This window comes from Arthrobacter sp. MAHUQ-56, assembly GCF_019710585.1.
Taxonomy (GTDB): domain Bacteria; phylum Actinomycetota; class Actinomycetes; order Actinomycetales; family Micrococcaceae; genus Arthrobacter.
This window is the reverse complement of the sequence record NZ_JAIFZQ010000017.1, coordinates 45,697-64,984: the sequence shown is the minus strand read 5'-3', so window position 1 is coordinate 64,984 and position 19,288 is coordinate 45,697. Positions and strand designations below refer to the sequence as shown.

The 19,288-nt window shown below is 66.5% G+C and carries 18 protein-coding genes; 14 read left to right on the top strand and 4 right to left on the bottom strand.

What is annotated here, in order from left to right; all coding sequences use genetic code 11:
* Nucleotides 1-47: 47 nt before the first annotated feature.
* Nucleotides 48-1,070 carry a non-homologous end-joining DNA ligase gene (ligD, locus tag K4G53_RS10590; protein ID WP_221385675.1) on the top strand — a complete coding sequence of 341 codons (1,023 nt, stop codon included), beginning with the start codon at nt 48-50 and terminating at the stop codon, nt 1,068-1,070.
* A gap of 124 nt (nt 1,071-1,194) precedes the next feature.
* On the opposite strand, the gene K4G53_RS10585 is transcribed toward ligD, so the two are convergent.
* Nucleotides 1,195-1,815, bottom strand: a complete 621-nt coding sequence (locus tag K4G53_RS10585; RefSeq protein WP_221385674.1) for an L-threonylcarbamoyladenylate synthase — start codon at nt 1,813-1,815, stop codon at nt 1,195-1,197.
* Nucleotides 1,816-1,948: 133 nt separating this feature from the next.
* On the opposite strand from K4G53_RS10585, the gene K4G53_RS10580 reads away from it, so the two are divergent.
* The 6 genes from K4G53_RS10580 (at nt 1,949) to K4G53_RS10555 (ending at nt 6,004) form a co-directional block, all read left to right on the top strand.
* Nucleotides 1,949-2,383, top strand: coding sequence for a VOC family protein (locus K4G53_RS10580; protein WP_221385673.1), 435 nt, complete (start codon nt 1,949-1,951; stop codon nt 2,381-2,383).
* Between the two features lie 110 nt (nt 2,384-2,493).
* Nucleotides 2,494-3,198 (top strand): hypothetical protein, encoded by a 705-nt coding sequence (locus K4G53_RS10575; protein ID WP_221385672.1) that lies wholly within the window; start codon nt 2,494-2,496, stop codon nt 3,196-3,198.
* A gap of 19 nt (nt 3,199-3,217) precedes the next feature.
* On the top strand, nt 3,218-3,724 hold the full coding sequence (locus tag K4G53_RS10570) for an HAD domain-containing protein (protein ID WP_221385671.1): 507 nt from the start codon (nt 3,218-3,220) through the stop codon (nt 3,722-3,724).
* Nucleotides 3,725-3,877: 153 nt separating this feature from the next.
* Entirely contained in the window at nt 3,878-5,167 is a 1,290-nt protein-coding gene (locus K4G53_RS10565; RefSeq protein WP_221385670.1) for an inorganic phosphate transporter, read from the top strand.
* Complete coding sequence (locus K4G53_RS10560; RefSeq protein ID WP_221385669.1) at nt 5,164-5,385, top strand: hypothetical protein; 222 nt, start codon at nt 5,164-5,166, stop codon at nt 5,383-5,385. The genes K4G53_RS10565 and K4G53_RS10560 overlap by 4 nt, the downstream gene beginning before the upstream one ends.
* Nucleotides 5,386-5,443: 58 nt before the next feature.
* A complete protein-coding gene (locus K4G53_RS10555; protein ID WP_221385668.1) occupies nt 5,444-6,004 on the top strand; it encodes a dihydrofolate reductase family protein in 561 nt (186 codons plus the stop codon).
* 27 nt (nt 6,005-6,031) lie between these two features.
* Here the strand turns inward: K4G53_RS10555 and K4G53_RS10550 are convergent, their stop codons facing one another.
* Nucleotides 6,032-6,496 carry a hotdog fold thioesterase gene (locus K4G53_RS10550; protein WP_221385667.1) on the bottom strand — a complete coding sequence of 155 codons (465 nt, stop codon included), beginning with the start codon at nt 6,494-6,496 and terminating at the stop codon, nt 6,032-6,034.
* Between the two features lie 217 nt (nt 6,497-6,713).
* Here K4G53_RS10550 and polA point away from each other — a divergent pair, with 217 nt between their 5' ends.
* The 3 genes from polA to rpsA all read left to right on the top strand — a co-directional run bounded on the left by polA (nt 6,714) and on the right by rpsA (nt 12,427).
* A complete protein-coding gene (gene polA, locus K4G53_RS10545) occupies nt 6,714-9,356 on the top strand; it encodes a DNA polymerase I (protein WP_260323526.1) in 2,643 nt (880 codons plus the stop codon).
* 75 nt (nt 9,357-9,431) lie between these two features.
* Nucleotides 9,432-10,730: a GNAT family N-acetyltransferase gene (locus K4G53_RS10540; protein ID WP_221385665.1), complete on the top strand. Its 1,299-nt coding sequence runs from the start codon at nt 9,432-9,434 to the stop codon at nt 10,728-10,730.
* Nucleotides 10,731-10,951: 221 nt separating this feature from the next.
* Entirely contained in the window at nt 10,952-12,427 is a 1,476-nt protein-coding gene (gene rpsA, locus K4G53_RS10535) for a 30S ribosomal protein S1 (RefSeq protein WP_221385664.1), read from the top strand.
* 227 nt (nt 12,428-12,654) lie between these two features.
* Here rpsA and K4G53_RS10530 read toward each other — a convergent pair whose 3' ends face one another.
* Both K4G53_RS10530 and K4G53_RS10525 read right to left on the bottom strand, forming a co-directional pair.
* Nucleotides 12,655-13,152, bottom strand: a complete 498-nt coding sequence (locus K4G53_RS10530) for a GNAT family N-acetyltransferase (RefSeq protein ID WP_221385663.1) — start codon at nt 13,150-13,152, stop codon at nt 12,655-12,657.
* Complete coding sequence (locus tag K4G53_RS10525) at nt 13,115-13,825, bottom strand: YigZ family protein (RefSeq protein ID WP_308287862.1); 711 nt, start codon at nt 13,823-13,825, stop codon at nt 13,115-13,117. Before K4G53_RS10525 ends, K4G53_RS10530 begins: the two co-directional genes overlap by 38 nt.
* A 121-nt stretch (nt 13,826-13,946) precedes the next feature.
* On the opposite strand from K4G53_RS10525, the gene K4G53_RS10520 reads away from it, so the two are divergent.
* The 4 genes from K4G53_RS10520 to K4G53_RS10505 all read left to right on the top strand — a co-directional run bounded on the left by K4G53_RS10520 (nt 13,947) and on the right by K4G53_RS10505 (nt 19,270).
* Complete coding sequence (locus K4G53_RS10520; protein ID WP_221385661.1) at nt 13,947-14,624, top strand: SRPBCC family protein; 678 nt, start codon at nt 13,947-13,949, stop codon at nt 14,622-14,624.
* Between the two features lie 21 nt (nt 14,625-14,645).
* On the top strand, nt 14,646-15,860 hold the full coding sequence (gene coaE, locus K4G53_RS10515) for a dephospho-CoA kinase (protein WP_221385660.1): 1,215 nt from the start codon (nt 14,646-14,648) through the stop codon (nt 15,858-15,860).
* Between the two features lie 79 nt (nt 15,861-15,939).
* Nucleotides 15,940-18,054, top strand: coding sequence for an excinuclease ABC subunit UvrB (gene uvrB / locus K4G53_RS10510; protein WP_221385659.1), 2,115 nt, complete (start codon nt 15,940-15,942; stop codon nt 18,052-18,054).
* Nucleotides 18,055-18,241: 187 nt separating this feature from the next.
* A complete protein-coding gene (locus K4G53_RS10505) occupies nt 18,242-19,270 on the top strand; it encodes a TerC family protein (protein WP_221385658.1) in 1,029 nt (342 codons plus the stop codon).
* Nucleotides 19,271-19,288 lie beyond the last annotated feature (18 nt).

Below are 19,288 nucleotides of genomic sequence, written 5' to 3'. Positions count from 1 at the left end.
GCGGCCCGTTCACCGGCCGGTCCCATCGCTGGGTGTACGTTGTCCCCATGGCGAGTGAACAGACCACCATCACGGTGCCGGGCCCGCACGGGGACCGCGAGATGCGCATTTCCAGTCCCAGCCGCGTCCTCTGGCCGGAGCCCGGCATCACCAAGCTGGACCTGGTCAACTACATCTGCGCGGTGGGGGAGGCATTCATCGCCGCGAACGGGGACCGTCCCGTGGCGCTGCAGCGGTTTTCCGGCAACATCGACGGTGAGCAGTTCTTTTCGAAGAACCCGCCCAAGGGCACCCCGGACTTCATCCGGTCCGTCAAGGTGGTGTACCCGAGTGCACGGTCCCACCCGCAGCTGGTTCTCGACGAGCCCGCGGCCGCTGTCTGGGCCGTGCAGATGAATACTGTGGTGTTCCATCCCTGGCCTTCACGGGCGGAAAACACGGACAACCCGGACCAGCTCCGGATCGACCTCGACCCCCAGCCAGGAACCGACTTCGCAGACGCCATCCCGGCGGCCCTGGTCCTGAAGGAAGTGCTCGCCGAAGCGGGCCTGACTACCTTCATCAAGACCTCCGGGAACCGCGGCCTGCACGTCTACGCGCCCATCGAGCCAGTCCGCGAGTTCCTGGATGTCCGGCACGCCGTCATCGCCGCTGCCCGGGAGGTGGAACGCCGCATCCCGGACAAGGTGACCACCGCATGGTGGAAGGAGGAAAGGGGCAGGCGCGTGTTCCTGGACTTCAACCAGGCCAACCGGGACCGGACCATCGCCGGCGCCTACAGCCCCCGCGCCCTTGCCCACGCACCTGTTTCCTGCCCCCTCACCTGGGATGAACTGGAGCATGCCGACCCCAGGGACTTCACCATCCTCACCGTACCGGAGCGGCTGAAGACCGTGGGTGATCCGTGGGCGGACTTCAGCGCCAAACCCGGCAGCATTGACACCCTCCTCGGGTGGTGGGAACGCGACTGCAAGGCGGGCCTGGGCGAACTGCCCTTCCCGCCCGACTACCCCAAAATGCCCGGTGAACCGCCGCGGGTCCAACCCAGCAGGGCGCGCAAGCAGGACTGAACCTTGACGCCGTAAAGGGGCACTTTGGCACGGACACGCCGTCCGCCGTCGTAAATTACGACGGCGGACGGCGGCAAAGTGCCCCACAATGGCCGGCGGTCCGCATGGCGGGCGGCCCGGCTGATTACTCGAAGCGGGACGGATCGCCCATGCCGCGGCGGATGACCTCGGCCACTCCACTAGAAAAGTCCACCACGGTGGTGGGCTCGGCCCCGCAGTCCCCGGCATCGATCACGGCGTCCACCTGGTGGTCCAGCCGCTCCTTGATGTCCCAGCCCACCGTCATCGGTTCCTCCTCGTCCGGCAGCAGCAGCGTGCTGGACAGCAGCGGTTCGCCCAGTTCGTCAAGCAACGCCTGCACCACCCGGTTGTCCGGAATGCGCACCCCCACGGTCTTCTTCTTGGGATGGAGCAGCCGCTTGGGCACCTCCTTGGTGGCGGGCAGGATGAAGGTGTAGCTGCCCGGCGTGACGGCTTTAATGCTGCGGAACACGTCGTTGCCGATATTCACGAACTGCCCCAGCTGCGCGAAGTCCCGGCAGACCAGCGTGAAGTGGTGCTTGTCGTCCAGGTGCCGGATGCTCCTGATCCGGTCCAGGGCCTCCCGGTTGCCCATCTGGGCGCCCAGGGCGTAGCAGGAGTCCGTGGGGTAGGCGATCAGGCCGCCGTCACGGATGATCTTCACTGCCTGCGCGATGGCGCGGGGCTGGGGGTCTTGGGGATGCACATCAAAGAATCGGGCCATCCCCTGAGCCTACGTTCCCTCCAGCTTTGCTGCATCAGGTCCGGCCAGGGGAGTTTCCCCCTACCGGCCGCCGAAGGCATGGGGCAGGATGTTGTCTGGCCCAGTTCGCAGCCCACGTGAAGGAGATCCCGTCATGCCGACCATCCTTAACCCCTACCTGAGCTTCCGGGACAATGCCCGGGAAGCGATGAACTTCTACCAGTCCGTGTTCGGCGGCGAGCTCACCATGAGCACCTTCGGCGACTTCCAGGCCAGCGACGATCCCGCGGAGTCGGAAAAGATCATGCACGGCATGCTGACCACCACCAAGGGCATGGTGCTGATGGGGGCGGACACCCCCAACAACATGGAGTACCACCCGGGCTCATCCATCTCCGTTTCCCTCAGCGGCGACGACGAAGTTGAGCTCCGGGGCTACTACGAAAAGCTCAGCGGCGACGGGGGAACGGTGACCGTTCCCATGGAGAAGGCACCGTGGGGCGACATCTTTGGCATGTGCACCGACCGGTTCGGCGTGGCCTGGCTGGTCAATGTCAGCAGCGGGCAGCCGGCGACAGCCGCGCCCTGACGGTCCACCAACCGGGGGCGGCCAAGGCGCACCCCAGCGTACTTTGGCAGCACTGCTGAAACCTGCCGCACAGCCTTGAGGCCACCGCGGCGGGCTGCGAGGATTAAGGGGTGAGGTCCATCCTGGAGTTCCTGGCGGACAAGTGGTGGCTGGTATTTCCGTTGAGTGCGCTTGCCGGCCGCTGGACGCACGGCTGGCGGCGTGCCGGCGAACGCCGGCACCAGCGCCGGGTCGAGCTGTACAAGCTCAAGAACGAAGCCCGGGTGGCGGAAGAGGCGTCCGTGGCGGGGGTGCAGTCCCTGATGGCGGCCCACGACGCCACCAACCGCCGCTGGCTCGACTACGAGCTCGACGTCGGCAGGCTCATCGACTTCCCGATGATGACGGATGTGCGCGAACCGCTGACGGTGGCCTTCCTCCGCGCCAAAAGGGAAGCCGACGGCTTACGGCCGGCCTCTGCAGGGGACCTGGTGCAGGGACCTGGACTCGAAGCCTACCGGGAGGCGGTGAACAACTTCGCGCTTGCCCTCGACGTGGCGGAGCGGGAAGCCCGCCGCATCAGGGACAGCCGGTTCAGCGGACCGGAACGCCAACGGCTTGCCACCGCGCGGAAGCTGCTCATGATCGCCGAGAACGAGGCCGCGACCCCCGCCGAACGCCAATCCGCCTACAAACGGGCCCGCCATGAGCTGGACGGCCTCATCGTCCTGCCGGACGTGACCCTCGCTGCCCTGGAAAAGAACATCGCACCCCAGCTGGACAGTGGACCCCGGCTGGACACAAGACCCCGGCCGCCGCAGCTCCACCAGGGCTGAAACCCCAGGCAGGCGCGGCGTGAAACGCACGCTCTACCTCGACGTCGACGGCGTCATCTGCCCCTTCGGTCCCACGGGACCCACTGCCTGGGGCTCCGCGTGGCGGCGGACTGACGCCGGCCTGCTGCCTGTCGCCTTCGCCGCCGAGCTGGTGGCGGGGCTGAACACGCTCGCCCGCACACCCGGGCTGCGGTGCGTCTGGCTCACCAGCTGGGAGGAACTTGCGCCGCAGTACCTGTGCCCCGCCGTCGGCCTGGACGGAACCCGCTGGCCCTTCCTGGCCGCGGACGGCACAGCCGGCGGCAATGGCTGGTGGAAGCTGTCCGCCATCCAGGAGGACGTCGAGGAAACGCGCCCCGACGCCGTGGCCTGGATCGATGACCAGCTGGCGTTCGAAGCCGAAGCGCAGCACTGGGCGAGGTTCCTTGGCCGGCGGATCCTCACGGTGTCGCCGGATCCGAGGCACGGAATATCGCCCACTGAGCTGGCACGGGTGGCGGACTTCCTGGCGGGGCCGTTGTTTTGACCTCATGCCCCGGACGCGTACGATCGATAAGGTTTTACCGCCGGTCCGCCGCCACCGCAATCCATTCCCCAGCAAACAGTTGGTGAATTATGCTGTGCAAGGCAGCCTGGTAAGAGAAACTGCTGAACGTCGACTCTGCAGATTGGGCAACAGGTGGATATCACCTTCATGGTGGCGCTGGTCATCGCACTGGCACTATTTTTCGACTTCACGAACGGGTTCCACGACACCGCCAACGCCATGGCCACGCCCATCGCGACGGGTGCCATCAAGCCGAAAACGGCTGTGGCACTGGCAGCCGTACTGAACCTCGTGGGCGCCTTCCTGTCCACCGAGGTGGCCAAGACGGTGTCCGGCGGGATCATCCGTGAAGGGTCCGGCGGGGTGCAGATCACTCCGGAAATCATTTTCGCCGGCTTGATGGGCGCCGTTCTCTGGAACATGATCACCTGGCTGAAAGGCCTGCCGTCCAGTTCGTCGCACGCCCTCTTCGGCGGCCTCATCGGTGCTGCAGTGATCGGCGCGGGATTCAACTCCGTCAATCTGGAAACCTTGCTGCAGAAGGTCATCCTTCCCGCCGTGTTCGCCCCGCTGATCGCCGGGCTCGCCGCCTACGTCTGCACCCGCCTCGCATACGCCCTCACGGCGCGCCACGATCCCGAGACGGGCTCCAAGCTCACCCAGAAGCGCGGCGGCTTCCGCACCGGCCAGATCTTCACCTCCAGCCTCGTGGCCCTCGCGCACGGAACGAATGACGCCCAGAAGACGATGGGCATCATCACGCTGGTCCTGATCGCCGCCGGAACCCAGGCCCCCGGCTCCGGCCCCCAGCTGTGGGTCATTGCCGCCTGTGCCTTCGCGATCGCCATCGGCACCTACGCCGGCGGCTGGCGCATCATCCGCACCATGGGTTCGGGCCTGACCGAGGTCAAGCCCGCCCAGGGGTTCGCCGCCGAGACCAGTACCGCGTCCGCCATCCTCGCCTCCTCGCACCTTGGCTTCGCGCTGTCCACCACCCAGGTTGCCTCCGGCTCCGTCATCGGGTCGGGCATGGGCCGCCGCGGTACCACCGTCCGCTGGGGCATGGTGGGCAAGATCGCGCTGGGCTGGCTGTTCACCTTGCCGGCGGCCGCCATCGTCGGCGCGCTGACGGCGCTGCTGGTGAAGACCGGCGTCGTGGGCGTGCTCATCGCCGCGATCGCCGGCAGCGGGGCCGTGCTCTTCATGTTCTTCTACTCGCGCAAGTCCGCAGTGAGCCACCAGAACGCAGTCGAGGTCGAGGAAGCGGGCCAGGCCGTCCGGTTCGCCAAGAAGAAGGCCATGGCACGTGCCCGGGCCAAGGCAAAAGCCAAGGCGGAGGCCGACGCCGCCGCCAACAACCCCAAGGCCGCCGCTGAAGCTCCCACAGCCGCCGCCAACAACCCCAAGGAGAGTCAGCGATGAAGTGGTTGGAACTCCTGACCGTTGGCGGTGCCACGCTCGTCTCAGCCGCCGTAGTGGTGACCCTCTACTCGCTCGGCGTCCGGCTGACCGCCATCGCCGGTGATGCCGACCAGCCATCACCCGGCACCAAGCGGTCCCTGGCCTACGCCTGCTTCGGCCTCTGCGGACTCGCCGTCCTCTTCGGGCTGTACCTGATCATCCCGTACTTCTCTAAGTAGCCCCGGGCAACTCCAGCCAGCGCTGGGCAGCGCGGGTGCGGTTGGCTAGGCTGGGCGCATGCCGCGCATCCAGTATTTCGTTGCAGCGTCCCTTGACGGCTTCATTGCCACACCCACGGACGACCTCGGCTGGCTCCTGCAGTTCGACGGGTTCGAAGGCGGAGCGGACAGCTACAACGCCTTCCTGGCCGGTGTGGGCTGCATCGTCATGGGCGGCGAAACCTATGCCTGGCTCATGCAGCATGAACCGGGCAGGTGGCCATACATTGGCACGCCCAGCTACGTCTTCACCCGGCACGAACACCAGGCACCCGAGGGCGCCGACATCACCTTTGTCCGCGGGGACGTGCGCGAGTTCATTGGCGATCTGCAACGGGACGCCCAGGGCAGGAACATCTGGCTGGTGGGCGGCGGAAACCTCGCAGCCCAGTTCGCCGACGCCGGCCTCCTGGACGAGATCATCCTCTCGGTCATCCCCGTGGTGCTGGGGGACGGCAAGCGGTTGCTGCCATTGAAGGGCCCGACGCCGCCACTTGAGCTGGCCGCTTCCCGCACCCTGGGCAGGGGAGTGGTTGAGTTGCGGTACCTGCTGCCGGCAGGAACCGCGTCCCCGGACTGACGGGCGCCGGCCCAGGGCTGGCTGCGGTCAGCCGGCGTCGTCCCTGAGCATGTTCGTGATCCGGGCGGTGGAAAGCCGCCGTCCTTGGTCATCGGTCATGACGATCTCGTGGGTGGCCAGCGTCCGGCCGAGATGGACCGCTGTGCAGGTGCCCGTCACCAGGCCGGCGGTGATGGACCGGTGATGGGTGGCGTTGACTTCGATGCCCACGGCATGGCGTCCCGGGCCCGCATGCATGCCTGCCGAAAAGGAGCCGAGGGTCTCGGCCAGCACCACGTGCGCGCCCCCGTGCAGGATCCCGGCCACCTGCGTGTTGCCCTCCACCGGCATGGTGGCCACGCTCCGTTCCGGGCTCATTTCCAGGAAACGGATCCCCATTTTCACAACGAGGGCGCCGATGCCGAACCGGCCCAGCCAGTCATGCAGGTGGTCCGGAATTCCGGCGGCTGCCAGCTCCCCGGCAAAGGGGCCCGGCGTGAAATTGTCAGTCATGCCAACTAGGCTGGCACCTGTGAGTGAAACAACCAAACCGGCCCCTTTCCCGTCCCAGGCAACCGATGGGGAGGCCGCGGCCCAGGACGCGTCGTCCGCCCGCAGGCCCGCCGCCCGCGCCGCCAAGCCCGCTGCCGTTCGGTCTGTTTCTGCTACCGAAGCGCCCGTCATTCCCATCACCGACCAGCCCCGACTGCTGGTGCTTGACGGCCACTCCATGGCTTTCCGTGCCTTCTTCGCCCTCCCGGCGGACAAGTTCTCCACCTCCAACGGCCAGCACACCAACGCCATCCACGGTTTCACGTCCATGCTGATCAACCTCATCAAGGAACAGCAGCCCACGCACATCGCCGTCGCCTTCGATGTCTCGGACGAATCAACCCACCGGAAAACCGAGTACAGCGACTACAAGGGCGGGCGCAACGAAACCCCGCGCGAAATGAGCGGGCAGATCGACCTCATCGCCCAGGTCATGGAAGCCTGGGGCATCAAGACCATCAAGATGCCCGGATACGAGGCCGATGACATCCTCGCCACGCTCGCCACCATGGGCGAGAAGGCAGGGTTCGAGGTCCTCCTTGTCTCCGGCGACCGGGACGCCTTCCAGCTCGTCACGGACAACGTCTTCGTGCTCTACCCGAAGAAGGGCGTCAGCGACATCCCCCGGATGGACGCCGCGGCCATTGAAGCAAAGTACTTCGTCAGCCCCGACCGTTACTCCGACCTCGCTGCGCTTGTCGGTGAAACCGCGGACAACCTGCCCGGTGTCCCTGGCGTCGGACCCAAGACCGCCGCGAAGTGGATCAACCTCTACGGCGGGCTTGAAGGCGTCCTGGAACACCTGGACTCCATCGGCGGAAAGGTGGGCGATGCCCTCCGCGAGAACATCGAGAACGTCAAGCGCAACCGCCGCCTGAACCAGCTCCACACCGACCTCGAGCTCCCCGTGACCCTGGAGGACCTCTACCAGCCCCGCCCGGACCAGGCAGCCCTGGAGGACCTGTTCGACCAGCTCGAATTCAAAACCATCCGCAGCCGCCTGTTCGCCCTCTACGGCGACGCCGACACCCCCGCCGCGGAACGGGAAAGCATCGACGCGCCCCCGTACAGCACGCCGTCGAACGCCGCGGAACTTACCGCATTCCTGGCCGCCGGGGTGGGGCAACGCTCCGCCCTCGCCGTCGACCTCGTGCCTGGGCGCATCGGCGAGGACGCTGCCGCCCTGGCCATCGTCCGCGGCGATGCCGGGGTTTACCTCGACCTTGCCGCCCTTGACGCCGATACCGACAACGTACTGGCGGGCTGGCTGCGCGATCCCGAGGCGCCCAAGGTGCTGCACGGGTTCAAGGCCGCGCTGAAGGCACTGACGGCACGCGGCCTGGAACTGGAAGGCGTGGTGGACGACACCTCCATCTCCGGGTACCTCATCCAGCCGGACCGCCGCACCTACGAACTGGCCGAATTGGCCCAGCACCACCTCAACGTGGGCATCCCGGCCGCCACCGCCAAGGCCGGCCAGCTGGAACTTTCGTTCGACGGGGACGACGCCGCGGCCGCAGACGCACTCGTCCAGGCCGCCGCCGTCGTGCAGGCCCTCAGCCGGTACTTCGAGGATGAACTGAAGGAACGCAAGGCGGAGGAACTCCTGTCCACCCTGGAACTGCCCGTCAGCCGTGTCCTGGCGGACATGGAACTCGCCGGCATCGCCATCGACATGGACCGCATGGACGAACAGCTTGCCGACCTCGCCAGGGTCATCGACCAGGCCCAGGAGCAGGCTTTCGCCGCGATCGGCCACGAGGTCAACCTGGGTTCGCCGAAGCAGCTGCAGACCGTCCTGTTCGATGAACTGCAGCTTCCCAAGACCAAGAAGATCAAGTCCGGCTACACCACCGACGCCGCGTCGCTGAAGAACCTCCTGGAGAAGACCGGGCACGAATTCCTGGTGCAGCTCATGGCACACCGCGAAGCCGCGAAACTGCGCCAGATGCTTGAATCGCTGAAGAAGTCCGTGGCGGAGGACGGACGCATCCACACCACCTACGCCCAGAACGTGGCAGCCACCGGCCGGATCTCGTCCAACAACCCCAACCTGCAGAACATCCCCATCCGCAGCGAGGAAGGCCGCCGGGTCCGGGGAATCTTCGTGGTCAGCGACGGCTACGAATGCCTGCTGTCCGCCGACTACTCGCAGATCGAGATGCGCATCATGGCGCACCTCTCCGGGGACCAGGGCCTGATCCAGGCCTACAAGGACGGCGAGGACCTGCACCGTTTCGTCGGCTCGAACATCTTCCACGTCCCCACCGACCAGGTCACCAGTGCCATGCGCTCCAAGGTCAAGGCGATGTCCTATGGCCTTGCCTACGGACTGACTTCCTTCGGGCTGTCCAAGCAGCTGGAAATTTCCGTGGACGAGGCCCGCACCCTCATGAAGGACTACTTCGACCGTTTCGGCGCCGTGCGGGACTACCTGCGCGGAGTGGTGGACCAGGCCCGGGTGGACGGATACACGGCCACCATCGAAGGCCGCCGCCGCTACCTGCCGGACCTCACCAGCACGGACCGCCAGCTGCGCGAGAATGCCGAGCGGATCGCCCTCAACAGCCCCATCCAGGGCTCTGCCGCGGACATCATCAAGCGCGCCATGCTCGGTGTCCACGCCGAACTGCAGGCGCAGGGGCTGAAGTCGCGGATGCTGCTGCAGGTCCACGACGAACTGGTCCTGGAAGTGGCCACGGGGGAGCGGGCCGCCGTGGAGAAGCTGGTTACCGAGCAAATGGCCGGCGCTGCGGACCTGAGCGTGCCGCTGGAAGTCCAGATCGGCGTCGGACCCAGCTGGTACGACGCCGGCCACTAGGCCGGAGGGCGTCCAAGCCAGCCCCGGACGCGTTTTTGCTGGTCAGGCGCCGGATTCGTTACTAGGCTCGGACAAATGGGTGATCTGAGCGGAAACTACCAAATCCGGCGCTTTCCCGCCGTGTCCAAAGGCAAAGACGGTTACGCGGAAGCCGAAACCTGGGCCCGGGCCGTGGGCTTCGGTTTCCATGAAGCAACCCGCACATCCGACCATGTGGAGCGGTCCCTCGCCACCTACGAGGCGGACGGCCGGATCTTCACCGGCGCGTACCAGACCGGACCTGTGGCGGCATCGTCCCTGCCGGCCGACGTACCCGTCGCCACCTTCGGCACCATGCGGAAGAGCCTGAACATCGGCTTCGGCCGGATGATCGAGGCCCAGCTGGTCACTGCGGTGACGGTCCGCACGTCCCACCGCAGGCGCGGCCTGCTCCGCCGCATGATGACCGAAGACCTCCAGCTCGCGAAGGAGGACGGCATCGCCGTGGCGGCGCTCACCGCATCCGAAGGAACCATCTACGGGCGCTTCGGCTACGGCGTGGCCAGCCTTGAGCGCTCCGTCAAGGTCGACACCACGGCGCGCTTCACCCTGCAGCACCAGGCCATCGGCACCGTCGAGGTGGCGGACCCGAAAGTCCTGCTCGAGGTGGCGCCCGCAGTCTTCGGCCGGGTCCACCGCCACACGCCCGGGTCCATTGACCGGCAGGAATGGTACCGGCAGCTGGCGTCGGGGTCGCTCGCCCGGGACGGGAAGGAGGATCCCGCCGTCAAGGTGGCACTGCACTATGGCCCGGAGGGCGGGATCGACGGCTACGTTTCCTACAAGTTCCTCGGCTGGGACACCGACCCGGCCACCGTCGAGGTGGTGGACCTCGTCGCCGGCACGGACCACGCGTACCTGGAGCTCTGGCAGTACCTGGCCGCCATCGACCTCGTGGAGCGCGTCTCCTGGAACGAGGCGCCCGTGGACGATCCCCTCGGCTGGGCGCTCACGGACGCCCGCTGCATCGAAGCGTCGGACAGCCGCGACATGCTCTGGCTCCGGCTTCTCGACATTCCGCAGGCCCTGGCGGCCCGGCACTACGCGTCCGATGGCCGGCTGGTCCTGGAGGTGGGGGACCCGCTCGGCCTCACGCCAGGGACGTTTGCGCTGGACGTCCAGGGCGGGCAGGCCGCCGTCGAACGCGTTGCCGACGGCACGGCGGCGGACCTGGTACTGGACGTCTCCGCCCTCTCCTCCATCTACCTGGGCGGCGTCTGTCCCGTGACCTTGAAGGCGGCCGGCACGATCAGCGAGGCAAGGCCCGGGGCTGCCCTCAGCGCCCGGCAGATGTTCGCGGTGGAGCGGGCGACGCACTGCCTCACCCACTTCTAGGCGACGGGCTCAGCACCGCTTTTGACCCGTGTTGGCGGCTGCGACTAGAATAAACGGGCGTGTACCACGTGCACGTTCTGCAGTATCTGTAACAGCAATCCACAAAATCAGGATGACCCGGCGGATCCGTTCGGATTCACCGTACATCGCGCCTGCGTTCCATGACGCGGGCGCGCCGGTTTGCCTGACCGACTAACTATCCACAACGGAGCCCCTACTACATGACCATCACCTCCACCGAGAAGCCCGGTACCCCGCAGGTCGCCATCAACGACATCGGTACCGCTGAGGACTTCCTCGCAGCAGTCGACGCGACCATCAAGTACTTCAACGACGGAGACCTCGTCGAGGGTACCGTCGTCAAGGTCGACCGCGATGAAGTCCTGCTCGACATCGGTTACAAGACCGAAGGTGTCATCCCCTCCCGCGAGCTTTCCATCAAGCACGACGTTGATCCCGGAGACGTTGTCTCCGTCGGCGATCAGGTCGAAGCCCTGGTGCTCACCAAGGAAGACAAAGAAGGCCGCCTGATCCTCTCCAAGAAGCGCGCTCAGTACGAGCGTGCCTGGGGCGACATCGAGAAGGTCAAGGAAGAAGACGGTGTTGTCACCGGTACCGTCATCGAGGTCGTCAAGGGTGGTCTTATCCTCGACATCGGCCTGCGCGGCTTCCTGCCCGCATCCCTGGTCGAGATGCGCCGCGTGCGCGACCTGGCTCCGTACATCGGCCAGCAGATCGAAGCCAAGATCATCGAACTGGACAAGAACCGCAACAACGTTGTGCTGTCCCGCCGTGCATGGCTCGAGCAGACCCAGTCCGAGGTCCGCTCCACCTTCCTCAACAAGCTGGAAAAGGGCCAGGTCCGTCCCGGCGTTGTTTCCTCCATCGTCAACTTCGGTGCCTTCGTGGACCTGGGCGGCGTAGACGGCCTGGTTCACGTTTCCGAGCTGTCCTGGAAGCACATCGACCACCCGTCCGAGGTTGTCGAGGTTGGCCAGGAAGTCACCGTCGAGGTCCTCGAGGTCGACCTGGACCGCGAGCGCGTCTCCCTGTCGCTCAAGGCTACGCAGGAAGACCCGTGGCAGACCTTCGCCCGCACCCACGCCCTCGGCCAGGTTGTTCCGGGTAAGGTCACCAAGCTCGTTCCGTTCGGTGCGTTCGTCCGCGTCGAAGACGGCATCGAAGGCCTGGTCCACATCTCCGAGCTCGCCGTGCGCCACGTTGAGCTGGCTGAGCAGGTTGTCTCCGTTGGCGACGAACTGTTCGTCAAGGTCATCGACATCGACCTGGAGCGCCGCCGCATCTCGCTGTCCCTCAAGCAGGCCAACGAGGGTGTCGACGCCGACAGCACCGAATTCGATCCCGCCCTGTACGGCATGGCCGCAGAGTACGACGAAGAGGGCAACTACAAGTACCCCGAGGGCTTCGACCCCGAGTCCAACGAATGGCTCGAGGGCTACGAAGCACAGCGCGCCGCATGGGAGCAGCAGTACGCTGACGCCCAGGCACGTTGGGAAGCACACAAGAAGCAGGTTGCCCAGCACGCTGCCGACGACGCCGCTGCGGCGACGTCCGGTGAGGGCGACTCCGGCACCACCAGCTACTCCTCCGAGCCTGCTGCCACCGACACCGGTGCCGGCACCCTGGCTTCGGACGAGGCACTTGCTGCTCTCCGCGAGAAGCTGACCGGCAACTAATTGCCACCGGCCCGGATCTTCCGGGTTCAACACCAGACCCCCTGCCTGACCGGCAGGGGGTCTGGTGCTTTAACAGGGGTCTTCCCAGCGACGAAAATGCGTAACTCATGCGGGTCGAGGGCCAACGGGTGCCGCGGATTCCCGGGACCGGCGGCTTTCAGGCAACGCAGAAGTCACGCTTTCCGGTTTCCCGGGTTGGAGCTCGAGTGGGTTAAGGCCCGGCGGTGCTAGAGCTCGACGACGGCGAGGACCGTTCCGTCATCGTCCGGCGTAAGTACGGCCCCGGCTGCCGCCAGAAGCCGCTGGGCACTGGTATTCGCCGCGAGGGTACGGGCGGTGACCCGCTGCATTCCGGCGCGGCGGGCCTCTGCCAGGAGCAGGCCCAGGGCGGCGCCACCGATGCCGCGGGAGCGGAAGCTGCGGCCAAGCCAGATGCCGGTCTCCGCAGTGTGCGTGCCGGAGGCATCGCGCTTGAGCCGGACGGAGCCGGCCACGCCCCCGTCACTGAGCACGGCCCATGACTTTTCGCCGGCCGGGCCGTCGAGTCCCACGGCAGCGGCCCGGTGGTAGCCGAAGAACCAAGCGGTCCGCTCCGGGTTCCAGCCGGGGCCGCCGAGCGGGGGAGCCACCTCGTCAGGGGAGGCGTCACGCTTGGCCAGCTCGAGCAGCTGCTCCGCGGTGGCGTCGTCAACGTCCACCAGCGATACCCTGGGCGAGGGGCTCATCTATCCACTCCGTTCCTTCGGGCGTCAGCGAGGCACTGCCGGCGGTGAGCACCTGGACTCGCTCGGCGGCAGCCGCAATGGCGCCGGCTTCATCCGCCACGGCGACACGCAGGACAGTGCCCTGGGCCCCGTAGCTTGTCGGTGCCATGGTGAAACCGGCGGCACGCAGGTCGTTTTCCAGCCGTCCCGCCGCGGCGTGCGGCACGTCCACGGCGCAGACGCGCAGCCTGCTGCGGCGCACCAGGGGCGCCAGTGACAGCGCGGAGGACACGGATTCGGAGTACGCCCGGACCAGCCCGCCGGCGCCGAGCAGGATGCCGCCGAAGTAGCGCACGACGACGGCACTGACGTCGCTGAGGTCGGCCACCCCGGGCGCCGTTTCCCTTTTGGCCAGGGCCTCCAGCATGGGGATCCCGGCGGTTCCGGAGGGTTCGCCGTCATCGCTGGAGCGCTGGATGCCCCGGTCCGGGCCGATGATGAACGCCGAGCAGTGGTGCCGGGCGTCATGGAACTCGCGGCGGAGGCCTGCCACGAGGTCCCGGGCCTGGTCCTCGGTGGCTGCCCGGCGAAGGACCGTGATGAACCTGGACCGTTTGATCTCGAGTTCGTGGCGGAAATCCGGACCGGCGGCCAGCGTCGTATAGGCCGTGGCCCTGCTCTCCTGTTCATGCACCCGGCCCAGTCTAGTGCGGGCGTACCGACTCTTTTGGCTTCGGAATCCGGCGCAGCGTCCGCACTGGCACCAGGGCTTAGGTCCCATGACAGGGGAGGGACGCTGTCCGGAGAATTGATTCATGTCGTCGTCACTGGATGGAAATCGGCTTCCCGGGCCCGTGGTGGTCGCCGCCGTGGCGGCGGCGGGTTTCTTCTTCCGGCGGTTCTCCTTGCGGTGGGGTGCCTCCGATGCCGAATTTAACGGTCCCCTGCCAGGGGATGACTTCCTGCCCGCCGCGGACCTGCAGGCAACACGCGCAATCTCCATCAATGCCCCGGCGTCGGCGGTCTGGCCCTGGCTGGCCCAGATGGGTCAGCGCCGCGGCGGGCTGTACAGCTACGACTTCCTGGAAAACCTCGCCGCCCTGGACATCCACAGCGCGGACCGTGTCCACCCCGAGTGGCAGGACCTTAAGGCGGGCGACCGTTTCCACCTGGCACCGGCTGCGTCCGCAGACCTGGAAGTGGGTTTGGTGGACCAAGGCAGGGCGCTGGTCCTGCGCGTGCCACCCGATTCGCCTCCCGGGCCGTTCGACTTCTCATGGGCGTTCGTCCTGCAGCCGCAGGCCGACGGCAGCACCCGGCTGCTGGTACGGGAGCGGTATGCCTACCGTCGATGGTGGACAGCGTGGATGGTTGAAGCCGTGGAGGTGGCAAGCTTCATCATGTCCCGGCGGATGCTCCAGGGAATCAGAAGCCGTGCCGAGCAAACCGCGTTAGCGCATGAGGGGGGCCAAGGGGCCACCGGTGATCCTTGAGGCGTGCCCTAGGGTGGGAGGGTGCTGAAGATTGGGTTGACGGGCGGCATCGCGTCCGGGAAATCGCTGGTGGCTGCGCGCCTGCAGGAGCGCGGCGCGGTCCTGGTGGATGCGGATGCGCTGGCGAGGGAAGTGGTGGAGCCGGGGACCGAAGGCCTGGCCCGCGTGGCGGAGGAGTTTGGCAAGGAGATGCTCGACGGCGGCGGGCGGCTTGACCGCGCGCGGCTCGGCGAGGCGGTGTTCGGCAACCCGGAGCGGCTCGCGGCGCTGAACGCCATCATCCATCCGCTGGTCCGTGCCCGCGCCGCTGCCATCACGGAGACCGCGCCCGACGATGCGGTGGTGGTCCAGGACATCCCCCTGCTGGTTGAGACAGGGCAGGGGAGCGCCTTCCACCTGGTCCTGGTGGTTGATGCCCCGGACGAGGTGCGGCTGCAGCGCATGCAGGAACTGCGCGGCATGACCGGGGATGCCGCGCGCGCCCGGATGGCTGCGCAGGCCGCCCGCGATGTCCGGCTGGCCGCCGCCGACGTCGTCCTGGACAACTCGGGCAGCGTGGAGCACCTGCTGGGCCAGGTGGACAGGCTCTGGGATGACAGGCTGGTGCCCTTCGCCCGCAACCTGGCTGCGGGCCGGCGCGCACCACGGGACGCCGGCCCGGTCCTGCATCCGCACCGGGAGGAGTGGGCGGGGCAGGCGGCCAGGATCGCGGCACGGATCATGGCCGCGGCACCCGGGCTCGTCCTTGCGGTGGACCATATTGGCTCCACCTCCGTGCCCGGGCTGGCAGCCAAGGACGTGATCGACCTCCAGGTGGCAGTGCCGGACCTCGAAACCGCCACCCGCATCACGCCGCTCCTGGCCGCGGCCGGTTTTCCGGCTGTCCCGGGCGTGGAAGCTGATACTCCGAAACCGGGCGAGCCGGACCCTGGCCAATGGCAGAAACGGTTCCACGCCAACGCCGACCCGGGACGCCCGGTGAACCTCCACGTCCGCGTTGCCGGCTCGCCCGGGTGGCGCTACGCCCTGATGTTCCGGGACTGGCTGCGGAACGAGCCCACTGCCCGCAGTGACTACCAGGCGCACAAAGCGGCCCTCGCGGAACGTTTTGCCGGCCGGGCCGGAACCGGGGCCTACGCTGAAGCCAAGGAACCCTGGTTCACCGAGGCCGCCTGGCCCCGGATGTGTGCCTGGGCCGACGCAACCGGGTGGGCCCCGCCGTCGTACGCGTCCTGAACCTGCGGCGCACCTGCTGCATGTTCGCCCGTAACGGACTGGACCGTCCAGTGTCGGCGCCCGGTTGTAGATTAGATTCATGAGCCTTGCGCAGGAAATCAACCGTGTTGTAGCGCCCTTCGAAGTCATCAGCGAGTTCAAGCCTGCGGGAGACCAGCCTGCCGCCATCGCGGAGCTGACGGAGCGGATCAACAACGGCGAGAAGGACGTGGTCCTGCTGGGCGCCACGGGTACCGGCAAGAGCGCCACCACCGCGTGGCTCATCGAACAGGTGCAGCGCCCCACCCTGGTGATGGTTCAGAACAAGACCCTCGCGGCCCAGCTCGCCAACGAGTTCCGCGAACTGCTGCCCAACAACGCGGTGGAGTACTTCGTTTCCTACTACGACTACTACCAGCCCGAAGCCTACGTGGCGCAGACGGACACCTTCATCGAGAAGGATTCCTCCATCAACGAGGAAGTGGAACGGCTCCGCCACTCCGCCACCAACGCGCTGCTGACCCGCCGCGATGTGATCGTGGTGGCCACCGTGTCCTGCATCTACGGCCTGGGCACCCCTGAGGAATACATTTCCGGCATGGTTACCCTCCGCCGTGGCGCCGAGATGAACCGGGACGACCTCCTCCGCAAGTTCGTCTCCATGCAGTACTCCCGCAACGACATGGACTTCCACCGGGGAACGTTCCGGGTCCGCGGCGACACCGTGGAGATCATTCCCATGTACGAGGAACTGGCCATTCGGATCGAGTTCTTCGGCGACGAGATCGAGAGCATCCACACGCTCCACCCGCTCACCGGCGAGGTCATCCGCGACGAGGAAGAGATGTACGTCTTCCCGGCTTCCCACTATGTGGCCGGTCCGGAACGGATGGCGCGGGCCATCAAGCGGATTGAGGATGAACTGGCGGACCGGCTCAAGGTGCTGGAAAGCCAGAACAAGCTCGTCGAAGCCCAGCGGCTGCGGATGCGCACCACGTACGACCTCGAAATGATGCAGCAGATGGGTTTCTGCAACGGCATCGAGAACTACTCAGCGCACATCGACGGCCGCGGGCCCGGTACCGCGCCGCACTGCCTGCTCGACTACTTCCCGGACGACTTCCTGCTGGTGGTGGATGAGTCCCACGTGACCATTCCCCAGATCGGGGCCATGTACGAAGGAGACATGTCCCGCAAACGGAACCTGGTGGACTTCGGGTTCCGGTTGCCGTCCGCCATGGACAACCGGCCGCTGAAGTGGGACGAGTTCCTGGAACGCGTGGGCCAGACCGTCTACCTCTCCGCCACCCCGGGCAAGTATGAGCTGGGCAAAGCGGACGGCTTCGTCCAGCAGATCATCCGCCCCACCGGCCTGGTGGATCCCGAGGTGGTGGTCAAGCCCACGAAGGGGCAGATCGATGACCTCCTGGGCGAAATCAAGACCCGGGTGGAGAAGGATGAGCGCGTCCTGGTGACCACGCTGACCAAGCGCATGGCGGAGGACCTCACCGACTACCTGCTGGGCCACGGTGTGAAAGTCGAATACCTGCACTCCGACGTCGATACCCTGCGGCGCGTGGAGCTCCTGCGTGAACTGCGTTTGGGATCGTTCGACGTCCTGGTGGGCATCAACCTCCTCCGTGAGGGCCTCGACCTTCCAGAGGTGTCCCTGGTCAGCATCCTGGACGCGGACAAGGAAGGCTTCCTGCGCTCCTCCACCTCGCTGATCCAGACCATCGGCCGTGCCGCCCGCAACGTGTCCGGCGAGGTGCACATGTACGCGGACCGCATCACCGACTCCATGGCCAACGCCATTGATGAGACCAACCGCCGCCGCGCCATCCAGGTGGCCTACAACAAGGAACATGGCGTGGACCCGCAGCCGCTGCGGAAGAAGATCGCCGACATCACCGACCAGCTGGCCAAGGAAGACGCCGATACGGATGCGCTGCTGGGCAGCTTCGATTACGGCAAGGGCAAGCGTGGCATCACGGGGGCCAACAAAGCCGGGGCCAAGAAGGGCGCGGCGAAGGTCCGTTCCGATGGCCTGGCGGCCGCGCCGGCCGAAGACCTGGTGGGCCTGATCGAACAACTCACCGAGCAGATGCACGGCGCCGCGGCCGAGCTCCAGTTCGAGGTGGCGGCGCGCATCCGTGACGAGGTCAGCGAACTGAAGAAGGAACTGCGCCAGATGCAGGCGGCGGGCCACGCCTAGGGCGCGGGGCTGCCGCCGCCTGGGGTACAGTTAAAGGCACGTAGGGGAGTATCCCAAGCGCTACGATCGTCAACACGCAGGGCACAGTTGCCCCGCCGGGCGTAGCGGGCCGCCACATCAGCACCAAGTGCACAGGCAGGCCGGAGAGACTTACACCGCTTCTGTGTACCCTGCGAAAGGCTTACCTGTGCTCGATTTGCCCGTATGGTTCGAGGTCGGCTCATTTGTCGTCCTCGGCCTGATCCTCCTGACCGATCTCCTCCTGGTGGTCCGGCGCCCGCACGAACCCTCCATGAAAGAAGCCGGCCTGTGGGTGGCGTTCTACGTCTCCCTGGCCCTGGTGTTCGCCGGCGCAATGTTCGCTTTCACCGGCCCGGAGTTCGGCAGCCAGTTCGTGGCAGGCTGGGTCACCGAATACAGCCTCAGCATCGACAACCTGTTCGTCTTCATCATCATCATGGCCAGGTTCTCCGTACCCCGGAAATACCAGCAGGAAGTACTGATGGTGGGCATCATCATCGCGCTGGTCCTGCGCGGCATCTTCATCCTGCTCGGCGCCATGGTCATTGAACAGTTCAGCTGGGTCTTCTACATCTTCGGCGCCTTCCTGCTGTGGACCGCCTGGAAGCAGGCCCAGGACGAAGGCGAAGAGGAAGAGGACCGGGAGAACCCGCTGATCGCCAGGATCCGCAAGGTCATCCCCATGTCGGAGAAGTTCGACGGCGGAAAGCTCCGCACCACGGTAAACGGCAAGAAGGTGTTCACCCCGATGGTGATCGTCTTCATCACCATCGGCCTCACGGACCTGCTCTTCGCGGTGGACTCGATTCCCGCCATCTTCGGCCTCACCCAAAGCCCGTTCATCGTCTTCACCGCCAACCTGTTCGCCCTGATGGGCCTGCGCCAGCTGTACTTCCTGCTGGGCGGCCTGATGAACCGGCTCATCTACCTGAAGCACGCGTTGTCCTTCATACTCGCGTTCATCGGCGTCAAGCTGGTCCTGCACGCCATGCACGTCAACGAACTGCCGTTCATCAACGGCGGCAAGCACATCGAATGGGCGCCCGAGATTCCCACGTTCGTGTCCCTCGCGGTCATCGTGGGCACCATCATCATCGCCGTGATCGCGAGCCTGGTCAGCTCCAAGGCCCAGGTTGCGAAGATCGATCCCCGCCTCGAGGAAGATGCCCGGAAGAGCCACAGCGACGTGGACTGACGGCGCAGGCACCCTGTG